The organism is Pseudarthrobacter kochi (assembly GCF_055412805.1).
In genome coordinates this window covers 39,530-52,234 of sequence record NZ_JBVAYV010000018.1, presented here as the reverse complement: position 1 = coordinate 52,234, position 12,705 = coordinate 39,530, and the positions used below count along the sequence as shown (strand labels likewise).

The 12,705-nt window shown below is 67.5% G+C and carries 10 protein-coding genes; all 10 read left to right on the top strand.

Annotated elements, in window-relative coordinates; genetic code table 11:
* Window positions 1-260 precede the first annotated feature (260 nt).
* Window positions 261-632 carry an SCO2097 family morphological protein gene (locus tag ACZY0Y_RS10775; protein ID WP_463882580.1) on the top strand — a complete coding sequence of 124 codons (372 nt, stop codon included), beginning with the start codon at window positions 261-263 and terminating at the stop codon, window positions 630-632.
* Window positions 633-1,069: 437 nt separating this feature from the next.
* Window positions 1,070-1,498, top strand: coding sequence for a division/cell wall cluster transcriptional repressor MraZ (gene mraZ, locus ACZY0Y_RS10770; protein WP_160666519.1), 429 nt, complete (start codon window positions 1,070-1,072; stop codon window positions 1,496-1,498).
* A 196-nt stretch (window positions 1,499-1,694) separates the two neighbouring features.
* Entirely contained in the window at window positions 1,695-2,693 is a 999-nt protein-coding gene (gene rsmH, locus ACZY0Y_RS10765) for a 16S rRNA (cytosine(1402)-N(4))-methyltransferase RsmH (RefSeq protein ID WP_463882582.1), read from the top strand.
* Window positions 2,690-3,394: a cell division protein FtsL gene (gene ftsL / locus ACZY0Y_RS10760; protein ID WP_463882584.1), complete on the top strand. Its 705-nt coding sequence runs from the start codon at window positions 2,690-2,692 to the stop codon at window positions 3,392-3,394. Before rsmH ends, ftsL begins: the two co-directional genes overlap by 4 nt.
* Before the next feature lie 42 nt (window positions 3,395-3,436).
* Window positions 3,437-5,239 carry a peptidoglycan D,D-transpeptidase FtsI family protein gene (locus ACZY0Y_RS10755; RefSeq protein ID WP_463957926.1) on the top strand — a complete coding sequence of 601 codons (1,803 nt, stop codon included), beginning with the start codon at window positions 3,437-3,439 and terminating at the stop codon, window positions 5,237-5,239.
* 124 nt (window positions 5,240-5,363) lie between these two features.
* Window positions 5,364-7,022, top strand: a complete 1,659-nt coding sequence (locus ACZY0Y_RS10750) for a UDP-N-acetylmuramoyl-L-alanyl-D-glutamate--2,6-diaminopimelate ligase (RefSeq protein WP_463957924.1) — start codon at window positions 5,364-5,366, stop codon at window positions 7,020-7,022.
* Window positions 7,023-7,028: 6 nt separating this feature from the next.
* On the top strand, window positions 7,029-8,516 hold the full coding sequence (locus ACZY0Y_RS10745) for a UDP-N-acetylmuramoyl-tripeptide--D-alanyl-D-alanine ligase (protein WP_463957922.1): 1,488 nt from the start codon (window positions 7,029-7,031) through the stop codon (window positions 8,514-8,516).
* The gene (gene mraY / locus ACZY0Y_RS10740) at window positions 8,513-9,622 is read left to right on the top strand and encodes a phospho-N-acetylmuramoyl-pentapeptide-transferase (RefSeq protein WP_463957921.1); all 1,110 of its coding nucleotides are present in this window, start codon (window positions 8,513-8,515) and stop codon (window positions 9,620-9,622) included. Before ACZY0Y_RS10745 ends, mraY begins: the two co-directional genes overlap by 4 nt.
* Window positions 9,604-11,205 (top strand): UDP-N-acetylmuramoyl-L-alanine--D-glutamate ligase, encoded by a 1,602-nt coding sequence (gene murD / locus ACZY0Y_RS10735; RefSeq protein ID WP_463882596.1) that lies wholly within the window; start codon window positions 9,604-9,606, stop codon window positions 11,203-11,205. The genes mraY and murD overlap by 19 nt, the downstream gene beginning before the upstream one ends.
* A 2-nt stretch (window positions 11,206-11,207) precedes the next feature.
* Window positions 11,208-12,701, top strand: a complete 1,494-nt coding sequence (ftsW, locus tag ACZY0Y_RS10730) for a putative lipid II flippase FtsW (protein ID WP_463957919.1) — start codon at window positions 11,208-11,210, stop codon at window positions 12,699-12,701.
* Window positions 12,702-12,705: the final 4 nt, after the last annotated feature.

Below are 12,705 nucleotides of genomic sequence, written 5' to 3'. Positions count from 1 at the left end.
CCCCATCCATGACGTCAAGGGGACGTTTGGCATCTTTCAGAACAGGGCGCAACAAACTATCCTTATTTATACGTACGTTTGGAACGACTGGATCGAGCGTTCGGACTAATGCATGACCAGCTGAACACCCTGGAAGGGGCCGTGGTACACCCGGTTCGACCAACGACGGCGAATGGGAACCATGCGGGATTCCCGCGCGTTGTGGGTTTAGGGACACTGGCCGCGTCAGTCTGGACGTTGGCCGACTTAAGGAGGTCGTGATGCCGCTCTCGGAGCACGAACAGAAGTTGCTGGAGCAACTTGAGAAGCAGCTCCATGAGGACGATCCCAAGTTCGCCAGCTCGATGGGCTCGGACGCGGGACGTTCATGGTCAACCCGTCATCTGGTGATCGGTGTGCTGGCCACACTGGCCGGCGTCGTGCTCCTGCTGTTGGGCGTGACGATCCAAAACATCTTCGTCGGAGTGCTTGGCTTTGTCGTCATGGGCGCCGGTGTCTACTACGCCACCATGCGCGGTGGGGCCGGGAAGTCCAAAGCCGCCGGCGCTGCCCGGAAACCGGGGAAACCCAGGAGTTCGTTCATGAGCAACCTTGAGGAACGCTGGGACGAGAGGCACCGCGGCGAACCCTGATCGCGGATCGGCGCATCGTTCCCCAGCCAGCAGCCTTCCATCACTCTCCTCCACTTTCCACCACAGGAAAAAGCACGTGGCACAAAAGACCCGCTCCGGCGGGTCTTTTTCTGTTTGCGACACATAAACAACCCGGAACGCCGGCTCTTCTGCCGAAACACGGGCCGCAGGGTGCCGCACCGGGCCGGTGAGGCCCTGCCCTGGCCCCGCGCCGGCCGGCAGGCGGCCGCAGCCCGCCACAATCCCTCCACTTTCCACCACGACGCCCAGGTCCCTGTCATTGCAGGGAACTGGACGGCGGGTGGTTCCACAAATTGACGCAGAATCCTTCGGCGTGTCGTTGACTGTGGAGCGATGTGGAGTAATGTGGAGGACGTAAGAGGGTAGTGGCAGCACAGGGGACGTTGGGCTTCCTACGAACAGACAGGCGGTGGGCCGTGTTTCTCGGCACACACTCGCCGCGTCTGGACGAAAAAGGTCGAATCATCCTTCCCGCCAAGTTCCGCGAGGAGCTCGCTGGCGGACTGGTTCTCACAAGGGGCCAGGAACGTTGCATCTACGTCTTCAGTGAGGCGGAATTCGGCCGGGTTCACGAGCAAATGCGGGAGGCGCCAATCTCCAGCAAACAGGCTCGCGACTACATCCGCGTTTTCCTCTCTGGAGCCTCCGACGAGGTGCCTGACAAGCAGGGGCGCGTGACGATTCCGCCGGCGCTCCGGGAGTACGCAGGGCTCGGCCGGGAACTCGCCGTTATCGGTGCAGGAACCCGGGCGGAGATCTGGGACGCCCAGGCCTGGAACGAGTACCTCGCTGAAAAGGAAACGGCCTTCTCGGAGACCGACGACGCAATACCGGGGATTCTCTGAACCCCCACTGGAACCAAGCAGCACTGCACGATTCTTGATCGAGATCTCCAGCCGCCCATCCGGCTGTTTTCCTGGCTCACTTCCCCGGAGCCAGGCGGACGCAGGGTAGGCGCGGATGGGGATCTGGATCAAGAAGCGGCACGCGAAGCCAGCAACCGCACTCCACGAACCAGCCGGACAACGAAAGGACGCAGGCATGACGGACCCTGACCAGTCGAAGCCTACGTCCGAACGACATGTACCGGTCCTCAAGGACCGGTGCATCAATTTGTTGGCACCGGGATTCGAAGCGGCACGCAGCCGCGGCGAGACCCCCGTCGTCATTGACGCAACCCTCGGCATGGGCGGCCACTCCGAGGCAATGCTGCAGCGTTTCCCGGACCTGCACCTGATCGGCATCGACCGTGACGAGGAAGCCCTGGCCCTCGCGGGGGAGCGCCTCGAGCCCTTCGCCGGCCGGATCGACCTCGTGCACGCCGTGTACGACGAAATCCCTGAGATCCTGGCGGACCTCGGCTTCGAGGAAGTCCACGGGGTCCTCATGGACCTCGGAGTCTCCTCGCTCCAGCTGGACGAGCGGGAACGCGGCTTCGCGTACTCGTTCGACGCCCCGCTGGACATGCGCATGGACACCAGCCGCGGGCAGACTGCCGCCGACGTCGTCAACAACTACAGCGAAGAAGACCTGGTCCGGATCATCCGGAAGTGGGGCGAAGAGAAGTTCGCCGGCCGGATCGCCAACCGTATCGTCACCGCCCGCGCCGCGAAGCCCTTCACCACAACGGGGGAGCTCGTCGAGCAGATCCGTGATGTGGTCCCCGCCGGCGCTGCGAAATCAGGCGGACACCCCGCGAAGCGCACCTTCCAGGCGCTCCGGATCGAGGTCAACGAAGAACTCGACGTGCTGGAACGCGCAGTCCCCGCGGCCATCAGTGCGATCGCCGTCGGCGGCCGCGTTGTGGTCATGTCCTACCACTCGCTGGAGGACAAGATCGTGAAGGGCTTCTTCCAGGCAGGATCCAAATCCTCCGCGCCGCTCGGTTTCCCCGTGGAACTGGAAGAGCACAAGGCCGAGCTGAAAACCCTGACGAAGGGCACCGAGGTGCCCACCGCCGCCGAAATCGCCGAGAACCCACGCGCCGCCTCCGCCAGGCTCCGCGCCGTGGAACGCATCAAAGCCAGGAGGGCCGCATGAGCACCGCCGCTGTCAACAGATTCCCCGTTGCCACAGGCGCGACGGCCCGCGCCCTGCCCGGGATCACTCCCGGCACCGGCCCCTCCCGGAAAACCCGGACCCCGCTCTCCCTCGTCCGGTCAGCCCCGCGCAAACGCCGCGCGCCGTTCGTCGTGCTCTGCTTCGGCCTCCTCGCCGGGGCGCTGATGGCCGTGCTGGTCCTCAACATCTCCGTTTCCACCGCCCAGTACCAGCTGGTGCAGCTGCGCGGCGAGCAGTCCACGCTGACCAAGCAGAACCAGGACCTGACCCAGCAGGTGCAGAACTTCGACGCCCCGCAGAACCTGGCCGCCAAGGCCACCGAGCTGGGCATGGTCGCCTCCACCACCAAGGGCCAGATCGACCTTTCCACCCTGACCGTCACGGGCAAGGCCAAGCCCGCGGTGAAGGGTGACGCCCCCGGCGCCGTCATCGCCGCTCCGGCCGTGGCCGGACAACTCAGCGTCGTCCCGCCCGCCACTGTCAAAGAGCCGCTCGCAAACCGCAAGCTTCCTGAGGCGGCAGCAGCTGCTGCCGCAGCTGCCCCCGCAGCCGCTGCGCCGCCGGCCGCTGAGCCAGCAGCCGAGGCGGCAGCGGCCCCGCCGGCCGTCCCGGCCGCCCCCGCAGTCGAACTCCATGGGGGATCCGTTCCCGCGCCCGCGCAGAAGGTCCCCGGACAGTAACGCAGGACGGACCACCAGCCAGGCAAGCAGCAAGGAAACATCGTGGCGCAGAACACCGGCAAGGCACGCAAGGCGAAAACGCCAAGCGCGACCCGGCGGCTGCGGCTGGGCCTCGGCGTCATGCTGACGCTCCTGCTCGTCGTCGGCGGAAAACTCTTCCTGGTCCAGGGTCTTGACGTCGGAGGCATGGCCGAGGCCGCGCTCCAAAACAGGCTCACGCCCATTGAACTGCCCGCCGAGCGCGGCAGCATCCTGGACGCCAACGGCAATGTCCTTGCCAGCAGCGTGATCCGCTACAACCTCGTTGTCGACCAGACTGTCAATACCAAAACCGAGTCATTCCGCCGGCTGGAGCAGGTGGACGGCAAGGATGCGCTCGTCAAGGTCTCCCGGGATCAGGGCATCAACGAACTGGCCACCGTGCTGGGCATGGACAGGGACACCGTCAAGAACGCACTGACGGGGGACCAGCGCTACTTCATCGTGGCCAAAGACCTGAAGCCCGACGTCGAGGACCGCATCTCCAAGCTCCAGATTCCAGGCATCGTCACCGAAGGCACCAGCAAACGGGTGTACCCCAACGGCTCGGTGGCCGGCGGGATCGTCGGCTTCCTGAAGGACGGCACCACGGGCCAGGCCGGCCTGGAACAGACCCAGGACGAGATCCTCAAGGGCGCCCCCGGCAAACGGCTGTTCGAAATCGGTGCCGACGGGCTGCGCATCCCGGTCGGAGTGGACCAGTTGACCCCGGCTGTGAACGGCAAGGACATCAGGCTCACGCTGAACTCGGACCTCCAGTACTTCGCCCAGCAGGCCATCCAGAGCCAGCGGGACAAACTCAGCGCCGAGTGGGGCGTCGTCATCGTCCAGGACATCAGAACCGGGAACATCATCGCTATGGCGGACACCAACTCCCCGGACCCCAACGACCCCGGCAAGGTCGATGCCAAGGACCGCGGCGTACGCGCCGTGACTGCCGCCTACGAGCCCGGCTCGGTGGAAAAGATGATCACGGCCTCCGCCCTGATCGAGGAGGGCAAGTCGAGCCCGCTGGACAAGTTCACCATCCCGCCGTCGTACACCGTGGACGGGCAGTCGTTCAATGACTCCTTCACCCACGGCACCGAAGACCGCACCCTGGCCGGCATCCTGGGCTGGTCGATGAACACCGGCACGGTCATGGCCGGCCAGCGGCTCAGTAAGGAACAGCGCTACAACTGGCTGAAGAAGTTCGGCATCGGGGAAGCGCCAGACATTGGCCTCCCCGCCGAGGCCCAGGGTATCCTGACTCCCTATGAGCAATGGGACGGCCGCCAGGAGTACACGGTGCTGTTCGGCCAGGGCGTCTCGCAGTCCACGCTCCAGACTGTCCGGGCCTTCCAGAGCATCGCCAACAACGGCGTGATGCTCCAGCCGCGGCTGATCGACAGCTACATCAACCCGGACGGCTCCGAGGAAAAGGCGCCTGTGCAGGATCCCCGGGAAATAGTCTCCCCGGACACCGCCCGGCAGGTGCGGGACATCCTCGAGAGCGCCGTCACGGAGGGCCAGATCAAGGAAGCAGGGCTGGACGGTTACCGGGTCGGGGCGAAGACCGGCACCTCGCAATCGCCGTGCGACGACGGCACCGCCGGCTTCTGCGGCTTCACTGCATCGATGGTGGGGATGGCGCCGATGGACAATCCGCGGTTTATTGTTGAAGTGGTCCTGCAACGGCCCAAGGGCGACATCTACGGAATCTCGAATGGACCGGTCTTCCGGTCCGTCATGAGCCAGGCGCTGCGGACGTTCAACGTCCCGCCGTCCACCGGTCAGCCCGTCCGGCTTCCGCAGTACGCCAAGTAGCACCGCGCGAGAACCAGCACCACGAACGTCCGCCACGAACCTGTACCGGATAACTGAGCCTGCGGGCCGGAGTATTCCTCCGTGCGCAGCGCCAGATCCACCAGCACCACCAACGGAGATCCACGTGTCAGATCAGAATGCCCCCGGCGCTTCCGCCGCGTCGTCCGGTCCGGGGTCCCCCCCGGGCTTCCGGCCCACGGCGGTTGCTGCCGTGCCGCTGGCAACCATCGGTGATTCGATCGGCGTCGTTGTCCCCGGGACGTCCGGCTCCGTCGCGGTCACCGGGATCTCGCTGAATTCCCGTACCGTGCAGCCCGGAGACCTCTACGTTGCCCTGCCAGGCGCGAGCCGGCACGGTGCCGACTTCGTCTCCCAGGCCGTGGAGGCCGGGGCGGCCGCCGTGCTGACGGACGACGCCGGCGCGCGCCTGCTGGTCTTCTCCCACGACATCGCCGTGCCTGTGCTGCTGGCGGAGGAACCCCGCAGCCTCGTGGGCGCGCTGTCGGCCCTGATCTACCGGAGCAGGCCGGACGACTCCCCGGCCCCGGCCCTCTACGGCGTCACGGGCACCAACGGCAAGACCACCACCACGTACTTCATCAACGCCCTGCTGCAGGCGCTCGGAAAGAAGACCGGGCTGATCGGCACCATCGAGATCCTGGCCGGCGGCGAACCCATTCCCAGCCTCCTCACGACACCCGAGTCCACCGACGTCCACGCCCTGCTGGCCCTCATGCGCGAACGCGGCCTCGATGCGGCCTCGATGGAGGTCTCCTCGCACGCCGTCGCGTTCCACCGCGTGGACGGGGTCGTGTTCGACGTCGTCGGCTTCACCAACCTGACCCAGGACCACCTTGACCTGCACGGGAGCATGGAGGAGTACTTCCAGACGAAGGCGCAGCTCTTCACCCCCGGGCGGGCCCGCACCGCCGTCGTGACGGTCGACGACGACTGGGGCGTCAAGCTCGCCGCCGCCGCCGGCATCCCGGTCACCACACTGGCCACACACTCCGCCGGCGGGGCAACCGGAGTCCCCGCGGAAGCGGACTGGATGGTGCGCACACCGGTCCCGCGCGGACTCGGTACCGATTTCACCCTGCGCCACCGCGATGGCACCCAGTTGCGCGTGCACACCGGGCTGCCCGGCAGCTTCAATGTCGCCAACGCCGCGCTGGCCACGGCCATGGTGCTCGCGGGCGGCCACGGTGCCGCCGCCGTCCAGGCCGCCCTCGACGCGGCCGACCCCTTCACCGTCGCTGTTCCAGGCCGCATGCAGCTCGTCTCAACCGCCCCCGCGGCGGTGGTCGACTTCGCCCACAACCCGGACGCCTTGGCCCGGGCCCTCGAGGCCGTCCGCTCCCCGGAGCCGGGATCCCGGGTGGTCGTCGTCTTTGGTGCCACCGGACAGCGGGACCAGGGCAAACGGCCCGCCATGGGAGCCATCGCCGCACGGCTCGCCGACACCGTCATTGTCAGCGACGACGACCCGCACGATGAGGACGCCGCGGGGATCCGCGCCGACGTCCTGGCCGGTGCGATCGGGGCCAAAGACCGTGAGGGGCTGGAGTGCAGCATCCTTGAGGTCTTCCCGCGCGACGCCGCCATCCGGAAGGCCGTGGAACTCGCCGGCCCGGCCGACACGATCCTCGTCGCCGGACGGGGCCACGAAATTTGGCAGGAGGTCAAGGGCGTCAACCTCGCCCTTGACGACAGGGTGGAGCTCCGCTCCGCCTTGACAGCCCGGGGATTCACCGTTCTCGAAGACCAGCGGATAGAGTCCTAAACCGAGATGATTGCATTTACCGCGGCGGAAATCGCCGACATAACCAAAGGCCGGCTGGCCGCCGAACCGGGCATTACTCCCGGATCCGTGGTGACCGACTCCCGCGAAGCCACCCCGGGTTCCCTCTACGTCGCCAAGCCGGGGGAGAGCGCCGACGGCCACGACTTCGTCGCCGCGGCCTTCGAACGCGGCGCCGTGCTGGCTCTCGTCGAGCATGACGTCACGGACAGCGCAGGGCGCACCTACCCCGCCGTTGTGGTCCAGGACTCGGTCCTGGCGATGGGCGCCCTCGCCGCGGAGGCAGTCCGGCGGATCCGCGCCGGCCGCGCCGCCACCGGCGAGCCGCTGACCGTGATTGGCATCACCGGCTCGGCCGGAAAGACCACCACGAAAGACCTGCTGGCCGGGATCCTCGGCGCGGAAGGTGCGACCATTGCCCCGCAGGGTTCCTACAACGGCGAAGTAGGGGTCCCGCTGACCGTCTTCAAGGCCGGTCCTGACACCCGCTACCTCGTCATCGAGATGGGTGCCACAGGCGTCGGCCACATCCGCTACCTCGCCGAGATGGTCCGCCCCGACATCGGCGTGGTTCTCGGCGTCGGCACGGCCCACGCCGGCGAATTCGGCGGTGTCGAGAACATCGCCCTCGCCAAGGGCGAGCTCGTCGAAGCCCTTCCGGCCGGCGGCACCGCCGTCCTCAACCTGGACGACGCCCGCGTCGCCGCCATGGCGTCGCGGACCTCCGCGCCGGTCCTCGGCTTCTCCGCCCAGCCCGCCAAGGACGGCCAGCAGGCCGCCGTCCAGGCAGTCGGCGTCGGGCTGACTGCCGCCGGCAGCCCCGAGTTCGAACTGTTCCTGCCGGGCGGGAGCGCCGGGTACCACGTCTCAGCCAGGCTGATCGGTGCCCACCACACCGCCAACCTCCTGGCAGCGGCGGCCGCGGCCCACGCCGCCGGCGTCCCCGCCCCGCGGATCGCCGCCTCCCTCAGCGCCCAGACGGCCGCCAGCCGCTGGCGGATGGAACGCACCGAGCGGGCCGACGGCGTCACCGTCATCAACGATGCCTACAACGCCAACCCGGAATCCATGCGCGCCGCGCTGCGGACCCTCGCCGACCTCGGACGGGGCCGCCGGACCTGGGCCGTGCTCGGGGCAATGCTGGAACTGGGCCCGGATTCGATCCGCGAACACATGGCCGTGGGCACGCAGGTGGTCCGGCTCAACATCTCCCGGCTCGTCGTCGTCGGACGCGAGGCACGTTCGCTCTACGTCTCCGCCGTCAACGAGGGGTCCTGGGGCAACGAGTGCGTCTTCGCCGAGACCGCGGAGGAAGCCTACGAACTGCTGCAGGCCGAGCTCGAGCCCGGTGACCTGGTGCTGTTCAAGTCCTCCAACAGCATCGGGCTGCGGCACTTGGGCGATCGGATAGCATTACCCCCACAAGCCCCCGGGACCGCTGCCGGAACCGCCACTGAAGGGAGTGCGCTGCTGTGATTGCACTGCTGATGGGCGCTGGGCTGGCCCTGCTGTTTGCCTTCCTGGGCACCCCGGTCTTTATCCGCTTCCTGGTCCGGAAGAGCTACGGGCAATTCATCCGGGATGACGGACCCACCTCGCACCACACCAAGCGCGGCACCCCCACCATGGGAGGCACCGTCGTCGTCCTGGCGGTGCTCGCGAGCTACGGCATCACCCACCTCGTCATGTGGCTGATCAACCCGGCGTCACCGGGCCCGTCCGCCTCGGCCCTGCTGCTGCTGTTCCTGATGGTCGGCATGGGCCTGGTCGGCTTCCTGGATGACTTCATCAAGATCTCCAAGCAGCGGAGCCTGGGCCTGAACGCCAAGGCCAAGCTGATCCTGCAGGCCGCTGTGGGCATTATCTTTGCGGTCCTGGCGCTGCAGTTCCCGGACGAGGGCGGCGCGACACCGGCGTCCTACCAGATCTCCCTGGTCCGCGATATCCCGTGGCTGAACCTGGCCTTCGCCGGCACCGTCGTCGGCGCCATTCTCTTCGTGCTGTGGTCGAACCTGATCATCACCGCCGCCACCAACGGCGTGAACCTCACGGACGGCCTCGACGGTCTCGCCGCCGGCGCGTCCATTATGGTTTTCGGCGCCTACACCCTGATGGGGATCTGGCAGAGCAACCAGGCCTGCGGGTCCCCGCGGCAGGCCGGCGCCGGCTGCTACAGCGTCCGTGACCCGCTGGACCTGGCCCTGCTCGCGGCCATCCTCAGCGCGGCCCTGGTCGGCTTCCTGTGGTGGAACACGTCACCGGCAAAGATCTTCATGGGGGATACCGGATCACTCGCCATCGGCGGTGCCGTCGCCGGCTTCGCCATCCTGTCCCGGACCGAACTGCTGCTCGCCTTCATCGGCGGCCTCTTCGTCCTGATCACCCTCTCGGTGATCATCCAGGTCGGCTACTTCAAGATCACCAAGGGCAAACGGTTCTTCAAGATGGCCCCGCTCCAGCACCACTTTGAACTCAAAGGCTGGGCCGAGGTCACCGTCGTCGTCCGGTTCTGGATTTTGTGCGGACTCTTTGTGGCCGCCGGGATGGGCATCTTCTACGCCGAATGGGTGGTACTGCTGTGACTGGTCCTATTCCCGTACCCCTCGCCACCTCGCCCCGGCTCCAGGGCCTGGTCAGCTGGGACGCCGACTGGGCCGGGCTGCGGGTGGTCGTCACCGGCATCGGGATCTCCGGCTTCGCCGCCGCCGACACCCTGATCGAACTGGGCGCCCGCGTGGTCGTGGTGGATGCCGCCACCGGCCCCACGGCGCAAGCCCAGGCGGACACGCTGCGGATCGTCGGCGCGGCCGATGTCCTGTTGGGCGAGGACGCCGTGGAGTCCATTCCCCAAATTGACGGTGCCAGGCCGGACCTGGTCGTCACCTCTCCGGGCTGGCGCCCGGACCAGGCACTTCTTGCCGCCGCGGCCAGGGCCCACATCCCGGTCTGGGGCGACGTCGAACTCGCCTGGCGGCTGCGCGAACGCAAGGGACGCAAGACCGCGGACTGGCTCACGATCACCGGCACCAACGGCAAGACCACCACCGTCGGGCTCACCGAGTCGATGCTTCAGGCGGCAGGGCTGAAAGCTATCGCCGTCGGCAACGTCGGCACACCGATCCTGGACGCCCTGCGCGATCCGGTGGACTACGACGTCTTCGCCGTCGAACTTTCCAGCTTCCAGCTGCACTGGAGCGACTCCGTCTCGCCGGTCGCGAGCGTCTGCCTCAACGTCGCCGAGGACCACGTCGACTGGCACGGCTCCTACGCCTCCTACCTGGCGGACAAGGCCAAAGTCTACGAACACACCCAAAAGGCCTGCATCTACAACGCCGAGCAGATCGAAACCGAACGAATGGTGGAGGACGCCGACGTCGTCGAAGGCTGCCGGGCGGTGGCCTTCACAACCCTCGCGCCGGCCGTCAGCATGCTCGGCGTCGTCGAAGGACTCCTCGTGGACCGTGCCTTCATCGCCGAGCGCAAGGACAGCGCCGCCGAGCTTGCCTCCGTTTCGGACCTGGGCCCCGTGGCTCCGCGGCACATGGTGGCCAACGCCCTGGCTGCTGCAGCCCTGGTGCGGGCCTACGGCGTCGAGCCGGCCGCCGTCCGCAAGGGCCTGCTGAACTACCTGCCGGGGGAGCACCGCATCCAGCTCGTCGCCCGCCACAACGGTGTCCTGTGGGTCGACGACTCCAAGGCCACCAACCCGCATGCCGCCGCCGCGTCCCTTTCGGCGTTCGAGAACGTTGTGTGGATAGCGGGCGGGCTTTCCAAAGGCGTGAACTACGAGCCCCTCATCCAGGAGCACGCCAGCAGGCTCAAGGCCGTGGTCCTGATCGGCACCGACTCCAGCGATCTCCACTCCGCGCTGCAGCGACACGCGCCGGATGTCCCCGTGATCGGTGCGGGGAAGGGCGAAACTGAACACGTGCAGACTGCCGGAACGGCCGGCGCCGTAGCAGGACCCTCGCCGATTTTCGGCGAGACTGTGATGGCCCAGGCCGTAGCGTCGGCGGCGCAGCTCGCCGCCTCCGGTGACACTGTGCTCCTGGCCCCGGCCGCTGCATCCATGGATCAGTTCTCTTCCTACGCTCACCGTGGCGACGCCTTCATCGAAGCTGTCCGCGGGCTCGTGGAAGGGCAGGCTCAGACCAGCGAGGAGTAACAATGGTCAGCACGCCCACACGTACCCCCGCGGCCGCACCGGCCGCACCACAGCAACCCGCCGCGACGGCGCCGCGTGTCCGGCTGCACACCGGCCCGCTTGCCGCCGGCCGGAGGATCCGGGGCTGGTACCAGGGATTCTGGTCCGCCCTGGAAGGAACGGGGAAGTCCCGCAACGGCTCCACCTACTACCTGATCCTGGGGTCCACCCTCGCGCTCACGGCGATCGGCATCCTGATGGTGCTGTCCGCTTCCAGCGTCGAGGCCATCGCGGCAGGCGAATCGCCCTACACGGCCGCCCTCAAACAGGGGATGTTCGCCGGGATCGGCCTTTTCGGCATGTTCCTGCTCTCGCGGGTCAACGTCGTGTGGCTCAAGCGCGGCGCCTGGATCGCCATCATTGTGGCGTTCGTGCTGCTGGGGCTCGTCCTGCTCGTCGGCCGCAGCGCCCTCGGCAACCAGAACTGGATCGACGTCGGGCCCTTCACCTTCCAGCCCTCCGAGGCGGCCAAACTGGCGCTTGCCCTCTGGATGGCCACGGTGCTGGACCGCAAAGCCAAGCTCCTGTCCCAGACGAAGCACGTCCTCGTCCCCGTCGTGCTCCCGGGAGCCGCCGGAGTGATCGGACTCATCCTCATGGGCAACGACCTCGGCACCGCCATGATCGTCATGATGATCACAGCGGCCGCCCTGTTCTTCGCCGGAGTGCGGCTCTACCTGTTCGGCATTGCCGGCGTCATCCTCGCCGCGGGTACCATCATCCTGGCCATCACCAGCCCCAACCGCGTGTGCCGCATCCTGTCCTGGACCGGGCAGACCTGCGCCGACGGCTCCGACCTGAACTACCAGTCCACCAACGGCCTGTACGGGCTCGCCTCGGGCGGCTGGTTCGGGGTGGGGCTGGGCCAAAGCCGGCAGAAGTACAGCTGGATCCCGGAAGCCCACAACGACTTCATCTTCGCCATCATCGGCGAGGAGCTCGGGCTCGTCGGGACCCTCGTGGTGCTGGTCCTGTTCGCCATCCTGGGCACCGCCATCTACCGCGTCGTGGTGGCCCAGAAGAACATGTTCCACCGCGTTCTGGCAGGCACCATCATGGTCTGGCTGCTCGGCCAGGCGACGGTCAACATGGCCGTGGTCACCGGGCTGGCCCCCGTCGTGGGAATCCCGCTCCCGTTCATTTCCTACGGCGGCTCGGCCCTGCTGATGTCGCTGTGCGCGATCGGCGTAGTCTTGTCCCTGGCCCGGGCGCAGATGGCACCCGGACTCCAGCCGGACCGGCTGTTCAGGTTCGGTCCCGCCGGACTGGCGGCGTCCCTGCGGAAGCGGATCGCTGCGCGCGGCGCGGCCGCCACCACCAGCAGGCCCGGGAAGGATCCCGCGGCCAAGGCGGTCGGCACCGCCACTGCCAAGCCCGCAGCCCCCCGAACGCCGGCCAGCCGAAAGCCGGCCACCCGGACCCCCGCCCCCAGCAATCCTGCACGAAAGCGTAAATAGGCCT

What these genes read in the sequence shown, in the direction of transcription:
- rsmH (WP_463882582.1), top strand. Translation starts at nt 1,695, where the DNA reads ATGACGGACCCTGACCAGTCGAAGCCTACGTCCGAACGACATGTACCG.
- murD (WP_463882596.1), top strand. Translation starts at nt 9,604, where the DNA reads ATGGGTGGTACTGCTGTGACTGGTCCTATTCCCGTACCCCTCGCCACC.
- ftsW (WP_463957919.1), top strand. Translation starts at nt 11,208, where the DNA reads ATGGTCAGCACGCCCACACGTACCCCCGCGGCCGCACCGGCCGCACCA.
- ftsL (WP_463882584.1), top strand. Translation starts at nt 2,690, where the DNA reads ATGAGCACCGCCGCTGTCAACAGATTCCCCGTTGCCACAGGCGCGACG.
- ACZY0Y_RS10775 (WP_463882580.1), top strand. Translation starts at nt 261, where the DNA reads ATGCCGCTCTCGGAGCACGAACAGAAGTTGCTGGAGCAACTTGAGAAG.
- ACZY0Y_RS10745 (WP_463957922.1), top strand. Translation starts at nt 7,029, where the DNA reads ATGATTGCATTTACCGCGGCGGAAATCGCCGACATAACCAAAGGCCGG.